Annotated in this window: 28 protein-coding genes; 21 read left to right on the top strand and 7 right to left on the bottom strand. The window is 62.5% G+C overall.

The window, feature by feature from the left end; translation table 11 throughout:
• The 7 genes from QN413_RS09040 to QN413_RS09010 form a co-directional block, all read left to right on the top strand.
• The coding region (locus QN413_RS09040; protein WP_323496277.1) for an efflux RND transporter permease subunit at positions 1-1,480 on the top strand (1,480 nt) is incomplete at its 5' end.
• Between the two features lie 8 nt (positions 1,481-1,488).
• Complete coding sequence (locus tag QN413_RS09035) at positions 1,489-2,937, top strand: efflux transporter outer membrane subunit (protein WP_323496276.1); 1,449 nt, start codon at positions 1,489-1,491, stop codon at positions 2,935-2,937.
• Between the two features lie 138 nt (positions 2,938-3,075).
• Positions 3,076-4,230, top strand: a complete 1,155-nt coding sequence (locus QN413_RS09030) for a porin (RefSeq protein WP_323496275.1) — start codon at positions 3,076-3,078, stop codon at positions 4,228-4,230.
• Positions 4,231-4,263: 33 nt separating this feature from the next.
• Complete coding sequence (locus tag QN413_RS09025) at positions 4,264-4,719, top strand: hypothetical protein (RefSeq protein ID WP_323496274.1); 456 nt, start codon at positions 4,264-4,266, stop codon at positions 4,717-4,719.
• Between the two features lie 17 nt (positions 4,720-4,736).
• Entirely contained in the window at positions 4,737-5,030 is a 294-nt protein-coding gene (locus QN413_RS09020) for a hypothetical protein (RefSeq protein WP_323496273.1), read from the top strand.
• A 4-nt stretch (positions 5,031-5,034) separates the two neighbouring features.
• The gene (locus tag QN413_RS09015) at positions 5,035-6,666 is read left to right on the top strand and encodes an ATP-binding protein (protein WP_323496272.1); all 1,632 of its coding nucleotides are present in this window, start codon (positions 5,035-5,037) and stop codon (positions 6,664-6,666) included.
• A 7-nt stretch (positions 6,667-6,673) separates the two neighbouring features.
• Entirely contained in the window at positions 6,674-7,375 is a 702-nt protein-coding gene (locus QN413_RS09010; RefSeq protein WP_323496271.1) for a response regulator, read from the top strand.
• Here QN413_RS09010 and QN413_RS09005 read toward each other — a convergent pair.
• The 3 genes from QN413_RS09005 to QN413_RS08995 all read right to left on the bottom strand — a co-directional run bounded on the left by QN413_RS09005 (position 7,326) and on the right by QN413_RS08995 (position 10,984).
• A complete protein-coding gene (locus QN413_RS09005; protein WP_323496270.1) occupies positions 7,326-7,916 on the bottom strand; it encodes a response regulator transcription factor in 591 nt (196 codons plus the stop codon). The genes QN413_RS09010 and QN413_RS09005 overlap by 50 nt on opposite strands.
• Positions 7,917-7,997: 81 nt before the next feature.
• Positions 7,998-9,002 (bottom strand): type II secretion system F family protein, encoded by a 1,005-nt coding sequence (locus tag QN413_RS09000; protein WP_323496292.1) that lies wholly within the window; start codon positions 9,000-9,002, stop codon positions 7,998-8,000.
• Between the two features lie 224 nt (positions 9,003-9,226).
• Positions 9,227-10,984, bottom strand: a complete 1,758-nt coding sequence (locus QN413_RS08995; RefSeq protein WP_323496269.1) for a GspE/PulE family protein — start codon at positions 10,982-10,984, stop codon at positions 9,227-9,229.
• Between the two features lie 344 nt (positions 10,985-11,328).
• Here QN413_RS08995 and QN413_RS08990 point away from each other — a divergent pair, with 344 nt between their 5' ends.
• From QN413_RS08990 to QN413_RS08940, 11 genes are all read left to right on the top strand, one after another.
• The gene (locus QN413_RS08990; RefSeq protein WP_323496268.1) at positions 11,329-11,691 is read left to right on the top strand and encodes a type II secretion system protein; all 363 of its coding nucleotides are present in this window, start codon (positions 11,329-11,331) and stop codon (positions 11,689-11,691) included.
• A 45-nt stretch (positions 11,692-11,736) separates the two neighbouring features.
• Positions 11,737-12,228 (top strand): pilus assembly FimT family protein, encoded by a 492-nt coding sequence (locus QN413_RS08985; protein WP_416352159.1) that lies wholly within the window; start codon positions 11,737-11,739, stop codon positions 12,226-12,228.
• Positions 12,221-12,685, top strand: a complete 465-nt coding sequence (locus QN413_RS08980; RefSeq protein ID WP_323496266.1) for a type II secretion system protein — start codon at positions 12,221-12,223, stop codon at positions 12,683-12,685. Before QN413_RS08985 ends, QN413_RS08980 begins: the two co-directional genes overlap by 8 nt.
• 15 nt (positions 12,686-12,700) lie before the next feature.
• Positions 12,701-13,531, top strand: a complete 831-nt coding sequence (locus QN413_RS08975; protein ID WP_323496265.1) for a type II secretion system protein — start codon at positions 12,701-12,703, stop codon at positions 13,529-13,531.
• Entirely contained in the window at positions 13,528-13,959 is a 432-nt protein-coding gene (locus tag QN413_RS08970; RefSeq protein WP_323496264.1) for a hypothetical protein, read from the top strand. The genes QN413_RS08975 and QN413_RS08970 overlap by 4 nt, the downstream gene beginning before the upstream one ends.
• On the top strand, positions 13,956-16,640 hold the full coding sequence (locus QN413_RS08965; RefSeq protein ID WP_323496263.1) for a DUF6701 domain-containing protein: 2,685 nt from the start codon (positions 13,956-13,958) through the stop codon (positions 16,638-16,640). The genes QN413_RS08970 and QN413_RS08965 overlap by 4 nt, the downstream gene beginning before the upstream one ends.
• 9 nt (positions 16,641-16,649) lie before the next feature.
• Positions 16,650-17,642, top strand: a complete 993-nt coding sequence (locus QN413_RS08960; protein ID WP_323496262.1) for a hypothetical protein — start codon at positions 16,650-16,652, stop codon at positions 17,640-17,642.
• A gap of 131 nt (positions 17,643-17,773) precedes the next feature.
• A complete protein-coding gene (locus QN413_RS08955; RefSeq protein WP_323496261.1) occupies positions 17,774-18,343 on the top strand; it encodes a PilN domain-containing protein in 570 nt (189 codons plus the stop codon).
• Positions 18,340-19,005, top strand: coding sequence for a hypothetical protein (locus QN413_RS08950; RefSeq protein ID WP_323496260.1), 666 nt, complete (start codon positions 18,340-18,342; stop codon positions 19,003-19,005). The genes QN413_RS08955 and QN413_RS08950 overlap by 4 nt, the downstream gene beginning before the upstream one ends.
• A complete protein-coding gene (locus tag QN413_RS08945) occupies positions 19,002-19,538 on the top strand; it encodes a hypothetical protein (protein ID WP_323496259.1) in 537 nt (178 codons plus the stop codon). Before QN413_RS08950 ends, QN413_RS08945 begins: the two co-directional genes overlap by 4 nt.
• Positions 19,535-21,355: a secretin N-terminal domain-containing protein gene (locus QN413_RS08940; protein ID WP_323496258.1), complete on the top strand. Its 1,821-nt coding sequence runs from the start codon at positions 19,535-19,537 to the stop codon at positions 21,353-21,355. The genes QN413_RS08945 and QN413_RS08940 overlap by 4 nt, the downstream gene beginning before the upstream one ends.
• On the opposite strand, the gene QN413_RS08935 is transcribed toward QN413_RS08940, so the two are convergent.
• From QN413_RS08935 to QN413_RS08925, 3 genes are all read right to left on the bottom strand, one after another.
• Positions 21,273-21,695, bottom strand: coding sequence for a response regulator transcription factor (locus tag QN413_RS08935; RefSeq protein ID WP_323496257.1), 423 nt, complete (start codon positions 21,693-21,695; stop codon positions 21,273-21,275). The genes QN413_RS08940 and QN413_RS08935 overlap by 83 nt on opposite strands.
• Positions 21,696-21,802: 107 nt before the next feature.
• On the bottom strand, positions 21,803-22,663 hold the full coding sequence (locus QN413_RS08930; RefSeq protein ID WP_323496256.1) for a hypothetical protein: 861 nt from the start codon (positions 22,661-22,663) through the stop codon (positions 21,803-21,805).
• A gap of 32 nt (positions 22,664-22,695) precedes the next feature.
• The gene (locus QN413_RS08925) at positions 22,696-22,908 is read right to left on the bottom strand and encodes a DUF2827 family protein (RefSeq protein WP_323496291.1); all 213 of its coding nucleotides are present in this window, start codon (positions 22,906-22,908) and stop codon (positions 22,696-22,698) included.
• A gap of 28 nt (positions 22,909-22,936) precedes the next feature.
• Between QN413_RS08925 and QN413_RS08920 the strand changes: the two genes are divergently transcribed.
• From QN413_RS08920 to QN413_RS08910, 3 genes are read left to right on the top strand one after another with little or no spacing between them, the layout of a single operon-like run.
• Positions 22,937-23,161, top strand: coding sequence for a DUF2827 family protein (locus QN413_RS08920; RefSeq protein WP_323496255.1), 225 nt, complete (start codon positions 22,937-22,939; stop codon positions 23,159-23,161).
• 3 nt (positions 23,162-23,164) lie between these two features.
• Entirely contained in the window at positions 23,165-23,746 is a 582-nt protein-coding gene (locus QN413_RS08915; protein ID WP_323496254.1) for a hypothetical protein, read from the top strand.
• Positions 23,747-23,768: 22 nt separating this feature from the next.
• Positions 23,769-25,550, top strand: a complete 1,782-nt coding sequence (locus tag QN413_RS08910) for a DUF5672 family protein (protein WP_323496253.1) — start codon at positions 23,769-23,771, stop codon at positions 25,548-25,550.
• A 71-nt stretch (positions 25,551-25,621) separates the two neighbouring features.
• Here the strand turns inward: QN413_RS08910 and QN413_RS08905 are convergent, their stop codons facing one another.
• On the bottom strand, positions 25,622-26,254 hold the full coding sequence (locus QN413_RS08905; protein ID WP_323496252.1) for a class I SAM-dependent methyltransferase: 633 nt from the start codon (positions 26,252-26,254) through the stop codon (positions 25,622-25,624).
• Positions 26,255-26,297 lie beyond the last annotated feature (43 nt).

The following is a 26,297-nucleotide window of genomic DNA, read 5'->3' as shown; positions in this document are numbered from 1 at the left end:
GGCTGGGGGGGGCTTCATGTTCGTCAACCTGAAGCCGGCCAACCAGCGCAAGGACAGCGGCCTGACGGTCATCGCGCGGCTGCGACCGCAGCTGAACCAGGTCACCGGTCTGCGCGTTTTTCTGGGCACGGTGCAAGACGTGCGCTCGGGCGGCCGCGCCAGCAATTCGGCCTACCAGTACACGCTCAAGAGCGACAGCCTGGCCGACCTGCGGACGTGGGCTGTCAAGCTGTCCGACGAGCTCAAGCTGCAGCCGGTGCTGACCGACGTCGACACCGACCAGGACCAGAACGGCGTCGAAACTGTCGCCAAGGTCGATCGCGACACCGCACGGCGTCTGGGCGTCACGTCCACGGCCATCGACAACGCTCTGTACAACGCCTTCGGGCAGCGTCAGGTCGCGACCATCTACACCGAGCTGAACCAGTACCACGTCGTGATGGAGTGGGCGCCGCGCTATGCGCAGAGCCCGAACGCGCTGAAGGACGTGTACGTGCCAGCCACGCGTACGGCTGTCATCGCGGGCCAGACGGTGACCACCGAAGCAGCGGACACCACCTCGACCGGCGGCGCGACCAAAACCACGAGCGGGGCCGCAGCTTCCACTGCGGCGGGTTCGAGCACTGGCGCCGTCCCGGTGTCCGCCAACCCCGGCTCGCGCAACGCTTCCACAGGCAACGTGCTCAGCAACACTGCAACGAGCCTGGTGCCGCTTTCGTCGGTGGCGCAGTTCATGGAGAACTCGGTCGCGACGTCGGTGAGCCACGAGGATGGCGAGCTGGCGACGACCATCTCGTTCAACCTGGCCGAAGGCGCCAACCTCGGCGATGCCCGCGAGGCGGTTGCTAAAGCCGAGGCCAACATCGCGATGCCGACCAACGTGCGCGGCGCCTTCGCTGGCACCGCGTTGAGCGCGCAGCAATCGCAGGGCCAGCAGACGATGCTGATCCTGGCGGCGCTGGTCGTCATCTACATCGTGCTCGGCATCCTGTACGAGAGCCTGGTGCATCCGATCACGGTGCTGTCGACCTTGCCATCGGCAGGAGTCGGCGCGGTGCTGGCGCTGTTGCTCTTCAAGATGGAGTTTTCGATCATCGCGTTGATCGGCGTGTTCCTGCTGATCGGCATCGTGAAAAAGAACGCCATTCTCATCATCGACTTCGCGCTGGAGGCCGAACGCTCGCGCGGGCTCACGCCGCTCGAAGCCGTGCGCGAGGCGTGCCTGCTGCGCTTCCGGCCGATTTTGATGACGACCATGGCCGCTGCGCTCGGTGCGCTGCCGCTCGCCATCGGCTTCGGCGAGGGCGCGGAGTTGCGCCGGCCGCTGGGCGTCGCGATCATCGGCGGGCTTATCGCCAGCCAGCTCCTCACTCTGCTGACCACGCCAGTGGTGTACCTGGTGCTCGACAAGCTGCGCCGCCGCGGCGCGCACGAGCATGAACTTGGCCGTGCGATCGACGCCGAACCCAAACCCGTATGACTGCCTCGATGCCATCCTTTCCTTTCTCTTTGGGCGCCGTGGGCGTGCTGGTGTTGTCGCTCTCCGGTTGCGCGATCGGCCCGCGCTACGAAACGCCCACTGCCACCAACCCCGGCGCCTTCAAAGAGGCAGCTGCAGCCGCCGGCTGGTTGCCAGCCGCGCCGGCCGACGCACTCGATCGTGGCGAGTGGTGGAAGCTCTTCAACGATGGCAACCTCGACGAACTTGCCGCCCGCGTGCAGGTATCGAACCAGAACATCGCTGCCGCCGTCGGCAACTACGCGCAGGCACAAGCGCTGGTGCGCGAGCAACGCGCCGCGCTGTTTCCGCAGGTGAGCGTCGATGGCAGTGGGCGCCGAAGCGGTGCGCTGCGTTCGGGCAGTTCCGGAACGACGCCGACCAACGCGTTCTCGGCGACGCTGGGTGTCGACTGGGCACCCGACGTGTGGGGCCGCCTGCGGCAATCAGTGACGAGCGCCCAAGCCGGCGCGCAGGCCAGCGAGGCCGACCTTGCTTTGGCGCGGCTGTCGGCCATCGGCAACCTGGCGACCAACTACTTTTCGCTGCGCGAGACCGACGCGGAGATCGTGCTGCTCGACGAAACGATCGCCGGCTACGAGCGCGCCTACCAGATCACCAACAACCGCTATCAGGCCGGCATCTCCGCGCAGACCGACGTGCTGCAGGCGCAGACGCAATTGCTCAGCACGCGCGCCGATCGCGTGTCGTTGACGCGCAATCGCGCGACGTACGAACACGCGATCGCGGTGCTGGTGGGCTCCGCGCCCAACGACTTCAGCCTGCCGGCTTCCAAGTGGACGCCGACGGTGCCCGGCGTGCCCACCGGCGTGCCGTCGACATTGCTGCAACGCCGGCCCGATATCGCCGCTGCGGAGCGCGCAGTCGCCTCGGCCAACGCGCAGATCGGCATCGCGCGAACCGCTTACTTTCCCAGCTTCGGCCTGAGCGGTTCGGTCGGCAGCTCGGCCAGCCGCGTTGGCGATTTGTTCAGCGCATCGAACACGCTGTGGTCGCTCGGGTTGTCGGTCGCGCAGGTGGTGTTCGATGGCGGTGCGATCAGCGCGCGCGTCGACGAGGCCAAGGGCAGCTACGACGCCAGCGTCGCGCGTTACAGGCAAACCGTGCTGACCGCCTTTCAGTCGGTGGAAGACCAGTTGACCGCGGCCGCTACGCTGGGCCAACAGGAGGGCTTGCGCCTGCAGGCCTCGCTCGCTGCCGACAAGACCGAGCAACAGTTGCTCAACCGCTATCGCGCTGCCCAAGTGAGCTACACCGATGTCGTCACCGCGCAGGCCGCTGCGTTGAACGCACGCCGCACGCTGGTGCAGTTGCAGGTCAATCGACAGAACGCAGCGGTGGCGCTGATCCAGAACCTCGGTGGCGGGTGGGAAGCCAGCTGGCTGACCGTGCCACCCGCAACGGCCGCTCCGCAGTAAAAACCAAAGGCGGTGGCGGAGCCTCCCAATTACCTCCCCATTTGGATTCCACCATTCAGTTGCCGTTGCATCGCAGCGGTTGCCAGGGCAATGCCAACCGGCTGCGCCTGAAGCACCTCTCTTGATTCGGAGAACTGAATGAAAAAGTCCCTTACGGCGCTCGCCGCGCTGGCCGTCACTGGTTTGGCATCGGCGCAGTCGTCCGTCACGCTGTTCGGCGTGGTGGATGCGGCCGTCAGCTACCAATCGGCCACATCGCGCGATGCGGTGACCGGTGCCACCTCCAGGCAAAGCCAGTGGAGCCTGGCCAATTCCGGCTACAACGCGAGCCGCCTCGGCTTTCGTGGCACGGAAGATCTGGGCGGCGGCTTGTCTGCCAGTTTCTGGCTCGAGTCGGCCATCAGCAACGACGACGGATCGACCGGCATCGGCGCCTTCAACCGACGCTCCACGGTGAGCCTTGCCAACGGCTTCGGCGAACTGCGCCTGGGCCGCGACTACACCGCCACCTACTGGAACGACACCGTGTTCGATCCGTTCGGCACCACCGGCTCCGGCACCAGCGTGATCTCGTCGGTGAGCGGGAGCGCCAACCTCGCCAACCCCAACTACATTCGCGCCAGCAACATGGTCGGCTACTTCTTGCCGCCGAACCTGGGTGGCTTCTATGGCCAGGTGCAGTACAGCCTGCACGAAAACACCGACAACAGCACGTCCGCACTGGTCGCATCGACCAACAGCAACGCCGGCCGTTACGTCGGCGGCCGCTTCGGCTATGCCAACGGCCCGCTCGACGTCGCCATGTCGCTCGGCGAGAACACCGTCATCGACACCAACGCACTGACGCGCAAGGTGGAGACCGCCAACCTCGGCGCTTCGTACGACTTTGGCCCGGTCAAGCTCTTCGGCGAACTGTCGAGCGTGCGCAACCGCTTCGAAACTGCACTCGCCACATCGCGCGACAGCTACAACGGCTATCTGCTCGGCGCCAGCGTGCCGGTCGGGCCGGGCCTGATCCGCGCTTCGTATTCCGCGGTGCGCTATGACGAGGGCGCTAGCGGTCTGACGGGCAGCGATCCGCATGTTCAGAAGCTCGCGTTGGGTTACGTGCACAACCTGTCGAAGCGCACCGCGCTCTACGCCACGGTGGCACGCGTCAACAACCGCAACGATGCGCTCTACAGCGGCAGCGTGAGCTCCGCGATCACCGCGGGCGGCAGCAGCGCAGTCGGCTTTACCAGCTTGCCGCGTTCGTCGACGGGGTACGACTTCGGCATTCGCCACTCGTTCTAAATCGCAACGAATCGAACGGACAAGGAGCGCGAGATGCAAACACATCCACCACCGCCATCGACCCGGATGGACCTCTGCCAGATGCTGCGCGACGTGCCGCCGGCCTGCGTGACGCTGTTGCAGGCCAACGGCATCGCGCTCGACCAGCGCCTGCCTGACGAGCCCTTGCCCGTCGACGTGGGCGATCATGAGTGGGAGCTGCTGCTGTCCAACGTCTCCCGCATCGCCTGCCTCGCGATGCAGGGCGGCGGTACGCTGCAACTGCTGGCGCGCTCCGAGGGTTCGCGTGCGGTGGTGCACTTCATGGACGTGGGGCGCGATGCCTGCACCACCGGACTGGCGCAACTCTTCGGCAAGCCCGACGAGCGCACTGCAGGCTGCGTGCGGGCCTGCGAGTACATCGTGCATCGGCATGGCGGGCGCATCTATGCGGCGCCTTCGTCGCTGGGCAGTCTCGGACTCACGCTGCGGTTGCCGCTGCGGCCCTAGCTGTCTGCGGCATGGCAATGACGATGCAATCGCAGATTTCCGTGCGGCGTTGCGCGGTCGGCGTGCTGGGCACCGTGGTGTTCTGCGCCGTGATCGGGTGTGGCGAATGCGACGGCGACGATGGCGGCGGCAGCGATGCCAAGCGGGCGCGCAGCGGCAACTCCAGGCTGTCGACGCTGGCGCCGATCATGAACAGTGGCCGCACCGTCGGAGGCTATGCCAAACGCTCTGGCAACCCATACGGCAACCAGCAGACAAGCAGGGCCGGTCGCGACCTGTGCATTCAGCAAAATGGGCCATGCACCGAATGAAGCGATGACCCGCCTGACGCTCTCCAGAAAGATATTTTTCGCCCTCGCCGCATTGCTGGTGATGTTGCTGCTTATTTTTTCGGGCTTCTCGATCTTCGGTTTGCAAAGTGGCATGGGGCCGTACGTGGCGGAAATTGAAATCCGCCGCATGGACTGGCTCGCGCAGTTGCTGCAGAAGCACTATGTCGTCAATGGCAACTGGAACAAGCTGCGCAACGAAGACGAAGCGTGGCATCGGTTGCAACTGGGCCTTTCGAGCGAGTCGCGCAGCAGCACCGGCGTCAAGGAAGACAGCCGACTGCCGCCCTGGTATGCGCGTCGCCAGTGGCCGCACGGTGGGGACGGCGCGAGCAGCGGTGAGAACAATGGTGCGAACAATGGCGATGGCTCCTATGACGGCGAGGGTGGCCCGCCGATGCCGTCGCCGCAGCTCGACTTGCTGCCGCGGCGCTATGCACCACCCCCGCCACCCTGGCTCTACCCGGATCCACGCGAAGCCGCCGATTCGATCTACCAACGGCTCGGCGTGGTCGATGCTGCGGGCGTTCGTGTGGTCGGGGCGACCGTGGACAACGCATCGGCCGCGCGACTGAAGATCAAGCGCGGCAACGACGTGGTCGGCTACCTGGTGCTCGCGCCGGTCGAGGGCCTGGACAGCGAAGCCGATCGCGCTTTCATCGCGCGGCAGTCGAGCGTGGTCGCGCTGACGGCGATCGCTGGCTTGATCTTCGCGCTCGGCCTGTCGTGGCTGCTCGGGCGGCGCTGGCTCGGCCCGATCGACGCGCTCACGCAGGGTGCGCAGGACATCGCGCGCGGCCGCTCGGGTACGCGCGTGCTGGTGCCGGGCAGCGACGAGCTCGCGCTGCTCGGCCGCACCTTCAACGACATGGCCGAGCGCCTCGACACCAGCGAGGCATCGCGCCGCGCGTGGCTCGCCGATGTCGCGCACGAGCTGCGTACGCCCCTGGCAGCCATGCGTGCGGAGATCGAAGCGCTGCAAGACGGCGTGCGCACGTTCGACGACCGCACCGCGTTGCGGTTGCATCGGCAGGTCATGCGCCTGGGCCAACTGGTAGACGATCTGCGCAGCAGCATGCGCGACCCGCAAGGCGAGCCGCTGACGGTCGCCCCGCTGTTTCCGCTGGCGTTGTTGAAAGAGGCGGTCACGCTGTCGGCAGACCGCTTCGCACGGTCGCGCATTCGTGTCGACACGCGGGCGCTGGACGCGCTGGCCGCCTCTGCCCAACCGGTAATGGAGGGCGATGCGCGGCGCTTGCATCTTGTCTTTATGAATCTGCTCGACAACACGCTGGCGTACACCGATGCACCGGGCGAGCTGCGCATCGGGGCGCTTGTCCATTCATCGGCCGCTACCGCAGCCACCGAGGCGACCGACCGGCTGGTGCTGCACTTCGACGACAGCGCACCTGGCGTGTCGGAGGCCGAACTGCCGCGATTGTTCGAGCGCCTGTTCCGCGGCGAAACCTCGCGCAGTCGCGCGACGGGTGGTTCGGGTCTCGGTCTGTCGATTTGCCGCGCGACGGTCGAAGCGCATGGCGGCACCATCGACGCTTCTGCATCGCCGCAGGGCGGGCTCCGTATCACCGTGTCGTTGCCCGTGGTCGCTGCAACATGAGTGCAACATGACCCGCATTCTCATCGTCGAAGACGAGCCCGACATCGCGTCGGTGCTGCAAGACTATCTGCACCATGCGGGCTACGAAACGGAGCACGTCGCCGATGGCCAGACCGCGCTGGAGCGCATGCTCGCTGCGCCTCCCGACCTCACCCTGCTCGACGTCATGCTGCCTCGGCTCGATGGCCTGCAGGTGCTGAAACAGGCGCGCGCGCACACGCTGCATCCGATCATCATGCTGACCGCGCGCATCGAAGAAATAGACCGGCTGGTGGGGCTGGAAGCGGGTGCCGACGACTACGTGTGCAAGCCGTTCTCTCCGCGCGAAGTGGTGGCACGAGTGCGTGCGGTGCTGCGTCGAACAGCCATCGAAAGCGCAGAAGGCCGTGGGGCTGCTGGTACCACGGAGCGTGGTCGCGCCCTGTTGCTCGATGACGTGCACTGGCGCGCATCGCTGCATGGGATACCGCTGAATCTGACGCGCCGGGAGTTCGGCCTGTTGCAGGCGCTGGCGCGTCATCCGGGCCGCATTTTCTCGCGCGCCCGCTTACTCGAACTGGCTTATGACGACACCGCCGATGTGACCGAGCGCGCGGTCGACAGCCACATCAAGAACCTGCGGCGCAAGCTGTCGGTAGCGGCACCGGAGCACGACTGGATCAGGTCGGTGTATGGGATCGGCTTTGCTTTCGAGGCACCAAGTTCATGAGTTGTTGCACGCGTCCCAGCAGCTCTCCGCGCCGGAACGGCTTGGCGATGTAGTCGTCGGCGCCACCGGCCAGCGCTTTCGCTGAATCGCCTGCCGTGCTGCGTGCGCTCACGACGATAACGGGCAGTTCGGCAAGGGCTTTTTCGTTCTCGCTGCCGCTTCCTTTTTCACGCATCCAGCGCACCAGGTCGAGGCCGTTCGTGGAATTGAAGTTCCAGTCGAGTATCAGCAGGTCGAACGGGTCGGTGAGGAGCGCATTGCGAAGCGATTCACCGTCAGTGAATTGAGAGCAGTTGATGGCGTCGTCGTCAGTCGCACCAAAAGTCTCGAGGGTCGCAACCATCAGTTGCATCTGGATCGGTTCGTCTTCCAGGAGGGCTACGCGCATCGTCTGCTCCGGTGAAATCGATGAAGCGCTACTGGAAGCAGAGAGAAATTGCGAGACATTTGCCATTGTTGAGATCGCCGCGGCAGTCGTCGTTTGTCTGAGCGAATGGAACGTTTGTTTGAGCAGACATCGTGCAACCAGTTGAAAGCCCACTGATTTCTAACGCGCGCCGAGCAACGGTGGAAGGGGATGCTGATTCGCTCTGCATGGCACGCGCCTGTTGCGCACGCGTGGTCAGCCTCGGCCGGTGGCCGCCTGTCCGAGACTCCACAGCGGTAGAAAAACTCCCAGTGCGAGCAGCAGCACAAGCACGGCAATGACAACCAGCAAGATCGGTTCGATGGCCGCGGCCAAGCCTTTGACGCTGTAGTCGGTTTGCTGCTCATACATACGGGCTATTTCGAACATCAAGGAGTCGAGTTCTCCGGTTTCCTCGCCGACGGCCATCATCTGCAGAACCAATGGCGTGAAAACGCCCGTACCGGCTGCGCAGCTTGAGATGCTGCTGCCGTGCTCGATGCCATCGCGCATCTGCTTGATGCGGCTGCTGATGAAGTCGTTGTCGACCGTCACCGCCACCACATTCAAAGCCGGCACCAGCGGCACGCTGCTTTGAATCGCCAGGGCAAAGCTTCGGGCAAAACGAGCCAGGGCACCTTTGAGCAGAATGTCCCCGACGATGGGCAAACGTAGTTTGAGTGCGTCCCAGCGGTAACGTCCGACCGGAGTGCGCAGATAGCTTTTGATCGCGAGGCTGCTCGCCATTCCAGCGAGCACCAGCAGCGGCCACCACGAGACCATCCAGCCGGAAAACCCCAGCAGCGCGCGCGTAAGCAGCGGCAACTGCGCATGAAAACCTTCGAAAACCTGGGCGAAGACCGGGATGACAAATACCGTGAGGATCACAACTGCGACCGCCATCGCCACCATGACGAACATCGGGTAACGCATGGCCTGTTTGACGCGCTCACGCACATCCCGATCGAATTCCAGCTGCTCGTGCAGGTTTAAGAACACTTCGGGCAGGCGCCCGGTCATTTCGCCGACCTGCACCATCGAGACATAAAAAGCACTGAACGCTTTCGGATGTCGCGCCATGGCGGCCGAAAGTTCGCGGCCCTGGTCAAGGCTCGAGCGAATGTCCTGCAGCATCGCGAGCATGGTCGGTTTGCTTGCCGAAGCCTCCAGTCCTGCGAAGGCCCTGAAGATGGGAACGCCCGCTTTGCTGAGCGTGTGCATCTGACGCGAAAACACGAGGATGTCTTCCACCACGATCGGTTTCTGGTTGAAGCGCGCCAGCCAGCTGGTGCTGTCGGTCACGACCTTGGCAACTGCGGCAATTTGGACCGGAGCGACGCCGATGGCCATGAGTTCATCGGCGACACCACCTTCCGTCAGCGCTTCCATTTGCCCCTGGACCGTTTCCCCGCGGGCATTGCGCCCACGCCATGCGTACATTGCCACTAGGAGTTCTCTTCCTCGCCGGTGTCGAAGCCGACGCGCAACGCCTCTGCCAATGAAGTGCGGCCCTGGCGCACCAACGCCAGAGTCTGATGCGCCACGGTCTTGCCCAGCATTCGCTCGCGGGCGGCTTTGGTGAATGCGACGGGGTCGGAGCGCAGGATGGCTTCGGTCAATACCGGGTCCATCACCAATAGCTCGTAGACGCCCATCCGTCCTGCATATCCAGTTGCATGGCAGGCCGAGCATCCGGTACCGCGTCGGGCCGAAATTCCCTCGTCCGCCGCACCCATGGCGCTGAGCCACGATTGTTCCTGTGGCGTGGGAGTCTGTGGCTGCGTGCAGTCCATACAGTTGAGCCGCACCAGTCGCTGTGCGATGACCGCTTGAAGCGAGGTGGCCACCATGAAAGGTGGCACGCCCATGTCCAGCAAACGAAACGGCGTGCTGGCTGCGTCTCGCGTGTGGAGGGTGGACAAAACCAGATGTCCGGTGATGGCGGCCCGAAGACCGATCTCGGCGGTCTCGGGGTCGCGCATTTCGCCGACAAGAATCACATCGGGGTCTTGCCGCAATGCGGCGCGCAAGACCCTCGAAAACGTGAAATCGATCTTGTCGTTGACCTGTACTTGGGTGATGCCGGGCAGTCGATATTCGACAGGATCTTCGACAGTGATGACCTTCAGTTGGGTCACGTCGATTTCTGTGAGCGCCGCATAGAGCGTAGTCGTTTTTCCGGAGCCCGTTGGCCCGGTCACCAGCACCATGCCCGCGCTGCGCCCCAGCACTTCTCGAAACTGTTCGAGCATGTCTTTCGGCATGCCGATGCGGTCCAGCCGACGCATGCCGGCACGCTGATCGAGCAGCCGCATGACCACCGCTTCACCATACGTCGTGGGCAAAGTCGACAGGCGCACATCGATGGTGTGCTCTTTCAGCCGGACGCTGAAGCGCCCGTCCTGCGGCAGGCGCTTTTCGGAAATATCGAGGCCGGCCATGAGCTTGAGTCGCTGAACCACAGGGCTGGCAATGCGTTTGTCGGCCTGCATTTGCGTTTGCAGCGTGCCGTCTACCCGGAGCCGGATCATCAGCTCCGTTTCCCGCGGTTCGATATGCACGTCCGAGGCGCCGACATGAATGGCATCTTCGAAGAGGGACTGTAAAAGCCGCACCACCGGCGCACCCTGCGTACCGACCGCGACCGTCAGCTGGCCGAAGTCCACCACCACCTCGTCGGTGTCCTGTTCGAGTTCCCGCGCGAAGGTGCTGATCTCTTCGGTGCGCCGGTAGAGGCGATCGATTGACAACGCCAGTTGCCCTTCGGCGACTGCGGCCACGGTAATCGGGCGCTGGAGAATCCGGCTGAGTTCGTCGAATGCAGAAAGGTCGAGTGGATCGCCCAAACCGACCAGCAAAGTGCCGCGTTGATCGTCCAGCACCAGAGCGCGAAAACGACGGGCGGCAGACTCCGGCAAAAGATGCACGACAGTCGAACGAAAAGCGAACGTTTTCAGGTCGACGAACGCGATGCCCAACTGTCGGGCCAACCCCTGAGCCAAGAGTTCTTCGGTCAGGATGCCGGTGTCGATCAGCAGCCGGCCCAACTTCTTGCCGGTCTGTCTTTGCTGCCCGAGCACCTGTTGAAGTTGCTCGTTCGAGATCAGGCCCTGCGCGAGCAGCAGTTCACCCAGCCGCGCTTTCTCGATGCGTCGCAGCACGGTGGGGCCACTCGGCGCGAAGGGAGCGTCTATTTTGCTCATGGGTCAGCTTTTGATGGTCCATTTCAGATGCAGCATAAGTCTTAGCTGCTAAATCTCCTTAGATAGTTGTGACCGGCAATACAAAAGACATGAATTATTTGAAAATATTTCTTTTCAAATCTTTCAATAAGGCAATAAACAACAAATAAATATCAGACTTTGTTCTTAACAAAAATAAGAAATTGTAGTCATAAGTAGTCAATTAACTCGGATTACGACAATTTATGAAACAACATGTAAAGTTAACAATCTAAATATAGTTGTTACTTAAAATTCGTTGCTATAGATGCATATCTGCCGCACCGTCGTCGGAAGCAATATCCCCTTTTAAGAACTGCCAATTTATGAATAAAACACAACTGGGTCGCCAGAGCGGCTTCACCCTGATCGAGCTTGTCATCGTCGTGGTGCTGATCGGAATTCTGTCCGCTGTCGCCATTCCAAAATATATCGAATTCAAGACTGACGCTGCCACTGCGGCGTCCAAGGGCGTTGCTGGAGCGTTGGCCTCGGCTTCGGCCATCAACTACGCTGCCAACCGGGCTAATTCAGCAACGGCTCTAGTGACAACCTGCTTGGGTGTGCCAGCGCTGTTGACAAATACGCTGCCGACGAATTTTGGCGTGGGCGGAACGGCCCCTGCCTGCACCGTCACTAATACGGACGGCAACTCTACGCCAGCTGTCGACTGGTCGATGAGCAATTAGTTGTAATTCGCGATCAGCGGCAAGCTTTTTGTTATTGCCGAAGCCGTGGGATGCAGTTCACGTCGCTTCCGACAGCAGCAGGGCTTTACGCTGATTGAATTGGTGACGGTCGTGGTGCTGGTGAGCGCATTGTCAATGTTCATCGCACCACGCATGTTCAATACTTCTGCCTTCAACGCACGGGGTCTGCAGGACGAAACATTGGCCCTTTTTCGGTACGCGCAAAAAACGGCCATTGCCCAGCGTCGCGTCGTGTGCGTTGCATTCACGATCGATTCAGCCTCGTTGCGCATCAGCGCCTTGCCTGCGCACAGCACCTGCGATACGCCATTGCGCGGGCCTTCTGGTGACGTACCTGGCACGGTCAGTGGCAAAGGGGGCGCTTCGTACAGCGCAATTCCGTTCGATTTTAATTTCAACGGTCTGGGCCAGCCGGTAGATGCCTCGGGTGCGCCATTGGCAAGCCAAGTGCTGCAGATCAGCAGCATGGACGGCGTCATCACAGTCGAGGCTTCGACCGGCTATGTGCATGAATAGCCCGGTGCGGGCGGGGTCGCAACACGGCTTCACGCTGGTCGAACTCGTCATCTTCATCGTGATCGTGAGTGCGGGCCTCGCCGGCATCCTTTCGGTCATGAACACGGTCGTAAAGTCCAGCGCAGACCCGATGGTGCGCAAGCAGACGATGGCTATCGCGGAATCGCTGCTGGAAGAAATCCTCCTCAAGAGTTACAGCAATCCACCGGAAGGGTATTCCGGGACTTCGCGAGCCGAGTTCGATGACGTCGATGACTACGCCGGCTACGGCACCAGCGCGGGCATCGTGGACCAGGCGGGTGTCCCGATGGCAGGTTTGACCAACTACAACGTAGCGCCTGCCACCACGGTGGAGTCCATTTCCGACCTCAACGGTGTAGCCGCCAAAAAGATCACTGTGTCGGTCACCGGTCCGGGGGGCGCAGTGAGCTTGTCCGGCTACCGCAGCAATTACTAGAAAAGGTCATTGCCCATGAGTTCTCGCGCGCGCCATGGAGGCGGCTTCACGCTCATCGAGTTGACGATGGTCATCGTCTTGATGGGGGTCATCGGTGCGACCGTGGCTGTTTTCGTGAAGGGCCCGATCGACGCCTACTTCGCCAGCGCCCGGCGCGCGGCACTCACCGATGTGGCCGATACGACGCTGCGCCGCATGGGCCGAGATCTGCACAACGCGCTGCCGAACAGCATTCGCACGCCTTCGACGACGCCAGCCGGTCAATGCCTGGAATTCATTCCGACCAAGACGGGGGGGCGGTATCGGGCCGATACCGATGCTGCAGGGAATGGTGACAAATTGGACTTTTCCACTCCGGACACCAGCTTCAACATGCTCGGCAGCAACGTTGCGCTACCGGTCGATCAACGGATCGTTGCGGGCGATGTCATCGCCGTTTACAACCTCGGCATTGCAGGCGCCGATGCCTACCAGGAGAGCAACACGGCCATGGTGACCGCAGTGACAGGCGAGTCCGCGGCACCCGTCGAAACCGGCATCGCAATTTCCGCGAAACAGTTTCCACTGGAGTCCGCCAGCAAGCGCTTTCAGGTGATCCCCGCAGCGGAGAAAGTAGTGGCCTATGTGTGCCGGGACGGCAATGTCTACCGGACGGCCAGCGCGACTTTTTCCAGCAGTTGCCCGACGACCGGCGCCATCCTCGCGCGCCATGTCAGCGCCTGCCAGTTCTTCTACAGTGGCTCGGATCAGGAGCGCAACGCGCTGGCGCGAGTGGTCATCGAGTTCACGGACCATGGAGAGACCGTGAGCCTGATCGACGACATCCACGTCAGCAATACGCCATGAGGACCGCAACACGCTCGCAGCGCGGCTTTGCCGTTGTCGCCGCGCTGTTCCTGATCGTCGCGCTGGCCGCGCTCGGCGGCTTCATGGTGACGATTTCCAATACGGCGCAGCTCACCTCGGCACAGGACATTCAGGGCTCGCGCGCTTACTGGGCCTCGAGGGCGGGGCTGGAATGGGTGGTCGCGGCCGTCAACGCGACAGCACCGGTGGCGCCTGCAACGACGCCGGCACCCACCTGCCCGACAACTGCGGCGCCCGCACAGCTGGACGGGTTCTCGCTGGTTGTCACCTGCACCGCACAGACGTACAGCGAGGCAGGTGCAAGCATCCGCATATTTCAGATGACCTCCGTTGCATCCCCTGTCGGCGCCGCGGTCGGCGATGTCGGCTTTGTCGAGCGCAGCGTGTCGGCGTCGTTCGAGCGATGAAGACACGTTCAGTCGCGCGCAGGTTTTTGCCGTGGCGTCTGGTCGGCGCGGCGGTGCTGATGGTGTGCGCGCTTCCTGCGTACGCGCTGGACTATGTCTTTCCCGGAAATCTGCCGATAGGCTGCGTCGACAACTCGGGTGGCAGTTACGCATGTGGTGCGTTGGCACTGGCAGCGGGCGACACCGTCACCATTGCCGCACCAACGCCCGCAACGATCACCTTCAGCGGTGCATTCGGTGGCGGCGCCGGCGTGTTGTTGAACGCGGGTTCGGCAGCGTCCAACCTGACGCTGGTGGTGAATGGTGCCTTGACGCTGGGCGCCGGCTCCACGATGAACGCGACCGTGCAAACGCTCGGTGCCGGAGCGGTCGCCGTCGGCGAGGGCAGCAACCTCAGCGGCAACATCGGTACGCAAACTGGCTACGTGACGCTGGGTGCATCGACCCGGATGGGCGGCAACATCAGCACGCTGACGGGCTATGTGACGCTGGGAGTTTCAGCGGCGGTATCGGGGTCTGTCAGCACGCGCGATCAAGGGTATGTCGTGCTCGGAGCGTCGGCGCGAGTGGGCGGACCCATCACGGTTGCCGGCGGAGGCTACGTCACCCTGGGTGACTCGGCTGCGACGGGCGGCAGCATCAGCACGGTCAGCGATGCCGTCACCCTGGGTGCCAACAGTACCGTGGGTGGCTCGGTCTCCGTCGGAGACACGGGGGGCGTCACATTGGGTGCGAACAGTCACGTCAGCGGCAACGTGACGACGCAAATCGGTGCGACCACAGTCGGTGCCGACGGCCGGGTCGACGGGCTCATTGCAATGAACGGGGCCGGGGCCATCACGCTGGGCGGTGGCGGCCTGGTCTATGCGATTTGCTGCAATGGCAAGGACGCCAGTTGCCTTACAGACAATTCGGGCGTCACTCCCGGGCCGTTGATTTGTCCTGCCGCGCCCTCTACCGTGGCCAGTTTCGACTGCCTGGAAACGGGCGCGACCTACAACAACACCGTCGCCAATTCCGGACTTCGAAATCCGCTCTACACCAAGCTGGCTGGCACGGCCTTCACGTTCGATGTTGCGGCAATCAAATCGGATGGCACGCGCGCGACAGGCTACGCCGCCGGGCCCAGCAAGGCCGTCACGCTGGAACTGGTCGACGGCACCGGGACGACCGCTTGCAGCAGTCGCGCCGCGCTGAGCCCGGGCGTGTCCCAGACGCTGACTTTCGGCGCGACCGATTCGGGGCGTAAAACGGCCTCCGTGACCCTTGGCCGCGCCTATGGAAATTTGCGCTGCCGCGTTACCGACGCCACGCAGTCACCCAGCATCGTGGGCTGCTCGGGCGACAACTTCGCAGTGCGGCCTCCGGCCATCGCGTTGCTGGCGACACCGACTGCCAACGCGCCGTCTGCCGCTGCGTTGCCGACGATCAAGGCTGGAGCCGCCTTCGGCCTCTCCGCCAGCACGCCAGGTGCAAACGGCTATGCGGGCACGTTGACACTCGATACGAGCAAATTGACCGCGCAGAACCCCGCGCAGGACGCGAGCGTTCAGGGCGGAGGCGTGGTCGGCGTTCTCGCGCCATCCACGCTGGTCGCCAACGCGCCCGCCGCCAACGCAACTTATAGCGAAGTGGGCTACCTCTATCTGGCGGGAGGCGCCTACCGCGACGATCTGTTCACCCTGGTCGACAGTGGCAACGGGGACTGCATCGCCAGCACGGCCGATGATCAGAATCTGGCGGACACCCTGGTCAATGGCAGATACGGATGCAGCGTGGCCAACCAGGCGGTGTTGTCGGTCGGCCGGTTTTCTCCGGATCATTTCGAGGTGGGCTTGCCGGCGCTGACCGCGGCGTGTACGGCCAACACCGCCTTCAGCTACTTCGGACAAGACGGCTTTGCCACGGCGTTCACAGTCACGGCCAGGAACTCGGCCGGCAGCACGACGCAAAACTATTCGGGCGTTTTTGCCAAGCTCGATCTGACCCGCTACGCCCACTACGGCTTCAGTGCGACGCCGCTGCCCGCAGGGTCGACACTGACCAGTGGCGCCGCGGCGCCCGTCGGTACCTGGGGCCAGGGCGTCGCCCGGGTGTCGGCCCGGCATCAGGTCGGTCGGCCCGATGCACCTGCTGCAGAAACCGTCATCACGGTCAATGCAGCGCCCTCCGATGGTGAAGCTGGCGTCAGCGGCAATACGGTGGTGGGTAACGGCGCTCGCTTGCGCTACGGACGGCTGCAAATGAAGAATGCCTATGGTTCTGAATTGCTGCCATTGCCCGTGCCGCTCGAAGCACAGTACTGGGCGACGGGCGGCTATTACGTCACCAACGTGGATGACAGTTGCACGGTAATTCCGGCGGCCAGTGTGGTGATGGGCAACTACGTCAAGCAGTTGTCCGCCTGCGCGACACGACTGTCCCCAACCGGCAGCCTCACCTTGCAGTCTGGCGCAATGCCGGGCGGCGGTTTGATACTGAGCCGGCCGGGCATCGGCAATGCAGGCAGCGTGGACCTCCAGGTCAACGTGACGACCGTCGCCTACGGAAACACCTGCGTGAGCAGCGCGGCGTCGCCTGCCACCGCAGCACGCGTTCCGTGGTTCGGCAACAGTCCGGTAGCGCGTGCCACGTTCGGCATCTTCAAGTCGCCACTGGTCTACAGACGTGAAAACTACTGAGAGCCCGACATGATTCGCTGGCTTCGCAAACGCCCCGCTTCGAACGACCATCTCGTGGTGTCCTGGTCGGGTCATGCCCTGGCTTATGTACTGGCGCGCCGCGGCGGCATCAATGGGCACCAAGTGCTCAGGTCCGGTGTCGAGCGGGTAGCCGAGGACCAGGGGCCGGGTGCACCGAATTCAGGTCTGGACGCCCTGGTCCGCAAGTTGAAGACAATGAAGCTGGATGGCTTTCAAGCCAGCGTGATGCTGCGTCCCGAGCAGTATCAGTTGCTGCGCATTCGTACGCCGGCAGTGCCGCCCGACGAGTTGCGAGCGGCGGCCCGTTATCAGGTCGTCAAAATGCTCGACACCCCGGTAGACGACGTCACTGTCGATGTGATGCGGGTGGGAGATGGCCGTTCTCGCGGCGCCGGCCATCTTGCCGGGCACCTGTTTGTCGTGGCCGCAAAGCGAACGGTCATTGCGAGCATCGTCGATTTGTCGAAGGCTATGCAATGGACCGTTGCCGTGATCGACATCCAGGAAATGGCCCAGCGCAATCTGCAAAGTGCCTTGGCGCTACGCGGGGGTCGAGGCCTCTCGGGCAGAGCCAACGCTGCCCTGGTATTACTGGATTCTTTTCATGCGGTGCTGACGATCTGTGCCGATGGCGAGTTGTTCTATGCGCGGCGCTTCGATCTTCCCAAAGACTTCCTGGCAAGCGCTTGGGAGGTCAACGAGGACGACAGTGCCGATCGGTTTTTATTGGAGGTGCAGCGTTCACTGGACTTGTGGGACCGCATGTGGGTCAGCCTGCCCCTCGATCGAATCTGGCTCTACGCCGGGACTCGCAGTGAAGCGCTGGCGAGCTGGCTGACGCAGCAGCTCGGGCAGACGGTGCAGCCGATGGATATCGCGGCTGAATTCCCGGAGTTCAAAGCTGAGCCGGTCTCTGACGAAGCGCTTTGCCTGCCGTTACTGGGGTTGATGTTGCGAACTGAAGGCAAGTCGTCCTTATAGGCGAAATGCATCAACTCACGACGAACTGAGCACACACCGCATTCCCATCCATGCCGCAGCAAATCAATCTCCAAACGGCCGTCCTGTCGACTCAGAGGCGCCCTTTTTCGGCCCTCTTCATGTTGCAGGCCTTGGGCGCGCTGACGCTCGTGGGCGCAGCGTTCTGCCTTTACGAGGTGACAAGTCTTCACCGTCAGAACGAGGCAGCGAGCCAAGCGCTTCGGACAGGTACGCAGGTGCTCGAAGGTGTGCGCCTGACCGTGCGACAAAGACAGGCTGCGGCGATGCCTGCAGAAATAGCGCTGCAGCAACAACTTAAAGTGCGGCGCGGTGAATTGAGCCAGTTGGAGGACACTCTGGACGCGCTGCATGAAGGCGTTTTTCGCCCGGGCGAGGGCCATGCCTCAAGGCTCGCGCTGGTTGCGCGCAGCATCCCGCCCTCGGCTTGGGTGACCTTGGTCAAGGCCGATGCGGAACGCCTCGAAATCAGTGGCTTTACCTTTGATCCGGCCGCGCTCAACGCGTGGATCGACCAGCTCGCAGCGAGTCCCTTGTTGGTGGGCCAGCAACTTGCGGCAATCAACGTGGCCAAGGTCGTCGCCGCCCCCGGCGCGCCAGCCGACGCGTTGCATCCGGTCTGGTCGTTCAGCATGGTCAAGAGCCTCGATCCGCCATCCAGCGCGGAGGGAGAATCGAGATGAGTCCCGGGTTCATGCAGTGGTGGACCCCGCGAGCCGCACGCATCGATGCCATCAGTTTGCGCGAGCGAATTCTGTTGTTCGTCACGACGCTGGCCTGTGTCGGTGCGTTGGCAAACTGGGCTTGGCTCGCGCCCGCGCAAGACGCGCATCGGCGGCTGCTGGACAACCTCGACCGACAAGGAATGGAACTGCAGAAGGCGCGTGCCGACCTTGCCGCCGTGGCCCGGCCGGTGGCCACCCAAGCCGCCGTGCGCGGCGAGCTTGCCGAGGTCGACGCGCGGTTGGCGAGCGGGCGCGAAACCCTGCGGGGGTTGTCGTCTCCTGCGGCCACACAGGGCACACCGACAACACCACTGACGCAATTGCTGGTCCATTTGCTGCACCGCCACGACGGTCTCACATTGCTCCACACCAACACCATGAACGCGGCAGCTTCTCCGGCAGCGGCGCGTGCCGGCCCGGTCGAGTCGCTGCCCGATGGCGTGGTGCGGCGCGGGGTCGAATTGACGGTGACGGGCCCCTATGCCGAGCTGGTGAGATACGTCGGAACGCTGGAGCAGGCACTGCCACAAGTGCGATGGGGCACCATGTGGTTGCGCAGCGATAAGGGACCGCCCGAACTGACGCTGCAGTTGTATGTGGTCGAGACGAGGGTGCCATGAAGCGAGACCCATCAGCCATGCATGCCGGTGTCGTCCGACGTTGGTCGCTCGGCGCGGCGCTGTGCTTTTTTCTGTGGAGCCATATTGCGGTTGCACAAGGTCTGCGCGATCCCACTCGGCCGCCTGTACCAACTTTGCCGCCTGCGGGGTTTGCCACGGACGGCGGCGCATCTGCACCCAATGCCCGCGTCCTCAAAACCCTGGCGCTGGTGAACGGTCCGCTCGCCCTCGTCGAACGCCAGGGGCGGCTCTATGTCGTGCTCGATGCACACCTGTATGCCGAAGGACAGAGCTTTGGCGCGATACGCATCGAGCGTATTCGGGAGACCGAAGTGTGGTTCCGGGATGGTGTGGCGCTGTACAAGATGTCGAGATTTCCCAATGTGCAGCGCCGGCTCGCCATGCCGGTCGCCACGGAATTTTCGGCCCCGGCCTGCACTGCCTCAGCCCCATCAGCCAAGGGATTGCCCGGCGTTCCCTGTGCCCCCGTCCCAGCCGAAGTTGGGCCCAAGACTTCACACCCCACAAGATGACATCTCTCATTCAACTTTCCAAGACTGAATGCGGCGCACGCCCCAGGTTCCCACGGTCGCTCTGCGCCTTGGCAGCAGGCCTCTGCATCGCCGCACTCTCCGGCTGCGCCATGCGGCCCGCCGTGCTGGGTGCAGACGTGCTGGATGCAGCGCGCGCTGGCTTGCCGCCGGCCGCACTGCCGGGCGCGCCGCCTGCGCTGGCCGTGCTGCCTGCCAGCGAGCCTGCGCCCGCGGCACCGGCCGCCCCCGTGGAACGCGAACCCGTGCTGGATTTACTGGTGAACAATGCTCCGGCACGCGAGGTCTTTCTGGCTCTCGTGGCCGACACGCGATACAGCATGCTGATGCATCCCGATGTCGTCGGCACGCTCTCGGTGACGTTGCGTGGCGTCACGCTGTCCGAAGCGCTGGAATCCATTCGCGATGTCTATGGCTATGACTTCAAGATCGAAGGCCGTCGCATCACGATCTATGCGCCGACGTTGCAAACCCGAATTTTTACCGTCAACTATCCGCAGTCGCAGCGTGTCGGCAGCACCGATCTGCGGTTGTCACCATGCAGTGCGCTACAGGCCGCTGCGGCGGGTCGCACGGCGGCGGGCAGCGGGGCAGGCGGAGGCGCGAGCGGTACACAGCAAAACGAAGGCAGTCGCGTCACGACCACCTCCAAAACCGACTTCTGGACCGAACTCTCCATCGCCGTGCGGGGGCTCATCGGAGAGGGCGTCGGACGCAACGTCATCGCCAGCCCGCAGGCTGGGATCATGGCCGTGCGCGCCATGCCGGACGAGTTGCAACAGGTAGATAAATTCCTCAAGGCCGCGCAGGTCGCCGTCGAGCGCCAGGTCATGCTCGAGGCGAAGATCGTCGAGGTCGAGTTGAGTGAGGGCTATCAGAGCGGCATCGACTGGTCGGCACTCAGAAAAAGCGGGAACGTCACCGGTGCGTTCGGTACGCTCAGCGGTGCTGCCGGCAACGGATTGATCAGCGGGTCGAGCACCGTATTACCGGGCTTTGCAGCCGGGGTGGCGTCGGCGCTGCCCGGGGGTGTCTCGCTGCCAGCCGCCGGCACTGGGTTGTTCGGTCTGGCGTTGGCGGGTACCGGCTTTCAGGCCGTGCTGGGCTTTCTCGAAACGCAGGGTGATGTGCAGATCCTGTCGAGCCCGCGCATCGCCACGCTGAATAACCAGAAGGCGATTCTGAAAGTCGGATCGGAAGACTTCTTCGTGACGAACGTCGCCGGGGGCACGGTGGCTTCGAGTTCGCTGTTCGGGTCGAGCGGGGGCACTACGCTGCCATCCCTGACGCTGACACCGTTTTTCTCGGGCATATCGCTGGATGTCACGCCGCAGATCGACGAGGGCGCCAACATCACGCTGCACGTTCATCCATCGGTCACCACCGTGATCCAGAAAACGACCCAGATCGATCTGGGAAGCATTGGCAGCTATCGCTTGCCGCTAGCCTCCAGCAGTGTCAATGAAAGCGATACGCTGGTGCGGATCAGGGATGGCAGCATCGTCGCGATCGGTGGCTTGATGCACATGGAGTCGAGCAGTGGGGCGTCGGGTCTGCCGGGCACTGGCGACTTGCCGGTACTTGGAACCTTGCTGGGGAACCGCATGCGGACGGGACGAAAAAAGGAAGTCGTGGTCCTGATCAAACCCACGCTGATCCGTACCGCTCAGGACTGGGAGGCGCAGACCGCTCGAGCGCGGGTCGCGCTCGACGACATTAGCGCTGCACGACCGCGCGTGATCCGTCTTGACGGCGATGGCACGACGGGTGTGCGTCCCGGCCGCGTGCCACCTCCATGATCGTTAGAAAGCGCTCGATTCTCGCCATGAGATCGATTGGTCTGAACGGCTTGGCCATGAAATCGTCGGCCCCTGCAGACAGTGAGTCGGCGATGTCGCGCTCGGAGTTGCGCTGACTCAACATGATGACCGGGACCGTCGACTTCTGATGCGTACGCAACCAGCGCAACAGTGCAAGGCCACCGAACTCTTCATAGTTGTAGTCGAGGATTAACAGGTCGAATAAACAGCCCTCGGACAGAGCCAGTTGCAGCGCTTTGGCATCTCTGAATTGCGTGCAAGAGATGACTCCCGCGTCAGTGCTGATCTGCTGCGCCAGCGTTGCAACCAGCAGCTGCATCTGGGGCAGTTCTTCTTCGAAAATCGCTATGCGCATGAATGGGTTTCTGGCCGCGCCGCCTGTAGCGTGCGTCTGCCCGCGCTCCAAGCGCTTCAAATTCATGTGACTCATGGCGCTGACATGTTCGACTTCAGATACTCCGCACCCTTCAAATGCATCGTGGTTCCCAGAGGTGCGCCCACCGCGTGCGGCAGCGAGGTCAGCAGCGAGCTCGCAAAGTCGCCTTTGTAGAGCTTTGCGCCCTGATGCGTCAGGTTGGAGTTCGCATCGACATAGATCGACTCGCCCAGTGCCTCCCACAGGCGACAGAAGCCGTAGTCTTCAGACAAGTAGCGACGTGTCTTGGGATCGACCATCACATCGAAAAATCGATAGTGCAAGCCCTGGTCCGGCACGCCGATGCTGTCGGGCACATAGTTGAACTCGGGGTATGCGGTGATCAGACGCTCGAACACGCTGCGCTTGATGACCATGAATCCCGTTGGTGCCTCGGACAGTTTGATAAAGCCATCGGGCTGCACCACGATATCGAGTTGTTCGCTGCCTTCCGGTGCTTTGGTGTTGACCGTATAGCGCGTGAAGCCGGCTTCGAATTGCTGCTGCGTAGTGCCGGCAGAAACTCCCTCGACCGGCCAGTTATCACGCTTGAGCGGGTACACGCCTGCAGCGATGTCGTAGCCGGATTGCAGCACTCTGAAAGCCGCGTCTGCAGAAAATCCGATGTCCGAATCGATCCAGAACAGGTGCGTCCATTCCGGGTTGGCGAGGAACGACGCCACGCAGTTGTTGCGCGCCCTGGTCACCAGGCTTTCGCCCTGGTGCAGCATCACTTGCAGGCGCATGCCTCGAACATGCGCCTGCACGGTGAAGTTGAGCAGCGACAGCACGTAGTTCTGGAAGAACTTGCCGTCGTGGCTCGGCGTGACGACGATGGGATAGATGTCTTTGAGATCTGCGGCTGCGGCCATGTTGGAGTCCGGTACATCAAAAAAAGTGGGGCTCATCTGCTTGGCCGCTGAACGACTTCATTGAGCAGCTTGCTGTAGGTTGCCGTGATATCGGCGTTGCCCGGAAGGTAGCGCGCGATGCGTGTGCGTTGGGTGTCGCGATAGGCATCGGCGTGCACATCGTGCATGTCGATGGCTTCGAGCAGGCGTGCGCTGCCGGCTTCGACATCGTTGCCGGTGTAGTAGTAGCCAAGGTCGGCGCACAGGTGTGCGTTGTGAACCAGCGCGTATCCCTTGATTCATAACTCGAAATTGGTCGACGACTGCGGCTATTACTACGACGGTTTCGACTGCGAGGAGGGTGGAGTCGCATTGCAGCGCGCATTTGCCGAGCACGACCGCGACATCGAGCTTCACCGGCTTCGGGCACAACAGTTCTTGCGCAAGCTCGACCCTGAAAGCGAGGTCAACGTGCGGACATACACGGCGGCCATCGACGCGCTTTACAAGGAGGTTTGAGCGATGACACTTCGGCCGGTTTTTCTCCGCAGGCTTACGCTGGGCGTACTGCTTCTCGCGGGCGTTGTGTCCGCAGTGGCGCAAGGAGTCCTGGTGCCACCGCCACAGGCTGCAGCACCCGTGAACGCGCTTGCGGCTGCGGCTGCCAACGTCGGCTTGAAGCGCTGCCTGCCCGCGTTGCAACGCCTGTCGTCGGCGGCAGTGCAGGGCGCAAAGGCGAACGACGTGCTGCTCGATTGGGATCGCAAGCGCACCAACGACAGCGCCACCTTCGCGATGATCGGCATGGAGTACGCCAACGGCGGCGCTGCCATGTCGATCACGGCCATCCCTGAAGCCGATGGTGCCTGCTCGGTGCAGGCGGAACGGATCTCCGTCGCGCCCTTTACTTGCCAGAGCGTTGCGCAGCAAGAACTGGTCGGCTACCGTCGAACGCAACTGCTTCCCAACTTTGCCGTCTACACCGATGGCAAGGATCCGACATCGTCGGTGTCGCTGATCGACTCACCGCCCGGCTGTCTGGTGATTCGACGCTATGTCGAGTTCAATTGGAAAGACCCATCGGCCGTTCCGGCGCGTCGCTGAAGCGGACTATTGGAGCCACGTCATGACCCAAGCCTTTCGCCAGATCACACTCGTCTCGGTCAATGGCCTGGCGGACGCGACCGGCGCAGCGCTTGCCTTGCAGCACAGCCTGGCTCAAATGCATGGATGCCGAGCGCTCTTGTGCAGCCCGGTCCGTCCTCCGGACCTTGCGAAGGGCATTCGTCACTTGACGGTGGCATCCATGAACTACCACGAGTACAGCTGGTTCATGATGTTCGCCCTCTGGCGGGTGATCGACACCGAATTCGCGCTGGTCGTGCAGGAAGACGGCTGGGTCGTCAACGCCGCCAACTGGCGCGAAGACTTCCTGGACTGTGACTACATCGGTGCGCCGATTCATCTGGCGCATATCGTTACGCCGAAAGGCAGTTACTGGAAGAACAGTTTCGAGTGGACACACGAGAGCAAGGAACCCGGGCATAGCGTGACCCCAGTGCAAAACGGGGGGTTCAGCCTGCGGAGCCAGCGCTTCATGCGGGCGTTGGTGGACCACCGGCATATTCGCGTTGAGATACCGCCGCCGGATGCCGTCGATGGCGATCCGCTGCGGATGCGATGGCACAACAACGCGTTGCTCGAAGACGTGCAGTTGAGTGGCGTGTTGCGACCGGCTCTCGAGAAAATCGGTATGCGCTTCGCATCGATAGATACAGCACGCAGTTTTTCCATAGAGCACGCCGGGCCGTCACTTCATCATGGTTACGACGCCATGCAGCTGTTCGGTCACCATGCCAAGGTGCGTCGACTCACCAGCGTCGCACCGCTCACTGTCGGTTGCGGCATTCCGTTGTCGCAACTCGACAACTGGTACGGCGAGCGAGACATTCTCATGATGTTCGAGCGCAATGGCTATCGCATCGAGTTCGCTGCAGAAACTTCGCCTGTGCTGCGCGCTCCCGGCGGGCTACCCTTGCACACGCGAAAGGTGTTTGATTGCTTTACGTACAACGGCGAAGACGACATTCTTGCGGCGCGTCTGAACGAACTGTCTGCCGTCGTCGATTTCTTCGTCATCGTCGAGGCCGATTGCACATTCAACGGAGAGCCGAAGTCCTTGACCTTCGATGCGTGCGATGTGCGCTTTGCACCGTTCGCTGCGCGGCTCCGCTACATCGTGGTTCACGATATGCCCGAGGATGAAGCAGCGGCGGTCTCTGGCACGGTGCAGTCTTCGCAGAAAGACTGGCTTCTCGACAAGCCGCAAACGGGGCATTGGGTTCGCGAAAAATTTCAGCGCAATCAGGTGATGCGAGGTCTTGCCGACGCGGACCCCAACGACCTTGTCATGATTTCGGATGTCGACGAAATACCGCGCGCAGACGTGGTTTGCATGATGCGCGACGAGGTTGCGCACGATGTCTTCGGCCTGAGTCTGGCGTTCTACTATTTCTATGCGAACTATCGCAACGTCGAAGGCCCCGAAGTAGCGAGCATCTGGACCGTCGCTGCAACACGCGTCCGACTGGATACGACCACGCCGGACCGATTGCGGATGGAAGTGCGCAACGGCGTGCAGCCCGCGATGTTGATAGGCGACGCGGGCTGGCATCTGTCGTACATGGGAATGAGCGACGAAGACGTGCGCCGCAAGATATCGACTTTCGCGCACCAGGAATACAACACGCCCGATATTCTCGCGACTGTCGACATTGGCGCTCTCACGGCATCGGGGCTGGATCTGTACGGAAGGCCCGGTTATGTCTGGAAGGTTGTCAGCCCGGCCGAGGCACCGCGCTGGATGGCCGATCAACCCGGTCTCCAGCACTTGTTTCTGGCGCCGTGAGAAGAGCAGATAGAAGAACGGACAAAAGAGTGTGCGGAACGGAAGCGGTCACTCGCATTGCTGCGCCAGCGTCAGACGGACGTCTTTTGCACGTACAGCTGATACAGCGGCGCCCGCAGTATTTGCAGCTTCCTGAAGTAGCAATTGACGAACGCGTCGACTGCAATTTTTGGGCATCGCAGCGGATCTCGGCCAAGAGGAAGCTCTTCGGCCCAGAGGTAGTCGTCGAAGATCATGACGCCACCGACCCGCAGCAACTTGAAGCCCAGCACCGCGTCTGCCAGCACGTCGGGGGCTTGGTGCGAGCCGTCGACGTAGATGAAGTCGAATGTCTCGGCGTGACCCTGGGCGACGAGCTGAGCGAGACAAACGTCGGAGAGTCCCTTGTGCACCACCAAGTTAACCGCACTAGGCGCATTGCGAATGGCGAGTGCCGTGTTGGCATGGAATTTTGCCTCGACCTCACTCATGTTGGTGATGCCGTCCAGATGCTCGACACCGCCCGTCCATGTGTCCACACAATGGATTTCGATCGCATGATCGGGCGTCAGCCTGTCGATGAGATAGCAGGCGCTGGCGCCCTCGTAAGAGCCGATTTCAAGAATGCGTTGCGGCTTGATCTGAGGAATAAGGCCTTCCCAGACGGGCTTCACCACATCGAACCAATCGTTCGTGAATGCGTAAGCGTGAGTGCCTTGATTCAATGCCGTCTCCCTGAATTTTCGAAGATCAATTTTTACACGCACA

It is taken from the genome of Variovorax sp. LG9.2 (assembly GCF_035018885.1).
Lineage (GTDB): Bacteria > Pseudomonadota > Gammaproteobacteria > Burkholderiales > Burkholderiaceae_C > Variovorax.
This window is presented reverse-complemented; position numbering and strand designations above follow the sequence as displayed.

Bases quoted from the DNA above. Each gene is read 5' to 3' on its own strand.
- QN413_RS09035 (WP_323496276.1), top strand. From the start codon at position 1,489: ATGCCATCCTTTCCTTTCTCTTTGGGCGCCGTGGGCGTGCTGGTGTTG.
- QN413_RS09030 (WP_323496275.1), top strand. From the start codon at position 3,076: ATGAAAAAGTCCCTTACGGCGCTCGCCGCGCTGGCCGTCACTGGTTTG.
- QN413_RS09025 (WP_323496274.1), top strand. From the start codon at position 4,264: ATGCAAACACATCCACCACCGCCATCGACCCGGATGGACCTCTGCCAG.
- QN413_RS09020 (WP_323496273.1), top strand. From the start codon at position 4,737: ATGACGATGCAATCGCAGATTTCCGTGCGGCGTTGCGCGGTCGGCGTG.
- QN413_RS09015 (WP_323496272.1), top strand. From the start codon at position 5,035: ATGACCCGCCTGACGCTCTCCAGAAAGATATTTTTCGCCCTCGCCGCA.
- QN413_RS09010 (WP_323496271.1), top strand. From the start codon at position 6,674: ATGACCCGCATTCTCATCGTCGAAGACGAGCCCGACATCGCGTCGGTG.
- QN413_RS09000 (WP_323496292.1), bottom strand. From the start codon at position 9,002: ATGCACACGCTCAGCAAAGCGGGCGTTCCCATCTTCAGGGCCTTCGCA.
- QN413_RS08995 (WP_323496269.1), bottom strand. From the start codon at position 10,984: ATGAGCAAAATAGACGCTCCCTTCGCGCCGAGTGGCCCCACCGTGCTG.
- QN413_RS08990 (WP_323496268.1), top strand. From the start codon at position 11,329: ATGAATAAAACACAACTGGGTCGCCAGAGCGGCTTCACCCTGATCGAG.
- QN413_RS08980 (WP_323496266.1), top strand. From the start codon at position 12,221: ATGAATAGCCCGGTGCGGGCGGGGTCGCAACACGGCTTCACGCTGGTC.
- QN413_RS08975 (WP_323496265.1), top strand. From the start codon at position 12,701: ATGAGTTCTCGCGCGCGCCATGGAGGCGGCTTCACGCTCATCGAGTTG.
- QN413_RS08970 (WP_323496264.1), top strand. From the start codon at position 13,528: ATGAGGACCGCAACACGCTCGCAGCGCGGCTTTGCCGTTGTCGCCGCG.
- QN413_RS08965 (WP_323496263.1), top strand. From the start codon at position 13,956: ATGAAGACACGTTCAGTCGCGCGCAGGTTTTTGCCGTGGCGTCTGGTC.
- QN413_RS08960 (WP_323496262.1), top strand. From the start codon at position 16,650: ATGATTCGCTGGCTTCGCAAACGCCCCGCTTCGAACGACCATCTCGTG.
- QN413_RS08950 (WP_323496260.1), top strand. From the start codon at position 18,340: ATGAGTCCCGGGTTCATGCAGTGGTGGACCCCGCGAGCCGCACGCATC.
- QN413_RS08945 (WP_323496259.1), top strand. From the start codon at position 19,002: ATGAAGCGAGACCCATCAGCCATGCATGCCGGTGTCGTCCGACGTTGG.
- QN413_RS08940 (WP_323496258.1), top strand. From the start codon at position 19,535: ATGACATCTCTCATTCAACTTTCCAAGACTGAATGCGGCGCACGCCCC.
- QN413_RS08935 (WP_323496257.1), bottom strand. From the start codon at position 21,695: ATGCAGCTGCTGGTTGCAACGCTGGCGCAGCAGATCAGCACTGACGCG.
- QN413_RS08930 (WP_323496256.1), bottom strand. From the start codon at position 22,663: ATGGCCGCAGCCGCAGATCTCAAAGACATCTATCCCATCGTCGTCACG.
- QN413_RS08915 (WP_323496254.1), top strand. From the start codon at position 23,165: ATGACACTTCGGCCGGTTTTTCTCCGCAGGCTTACGCTGGGCGTACTG.
- QN413_RS08910 (WP_323496253.1), top strand. From the start codon at position 23,769: ATGACCCAAGCCTTTCGCCAGATCACACTCGTCTCGGTCAATGGCCTG.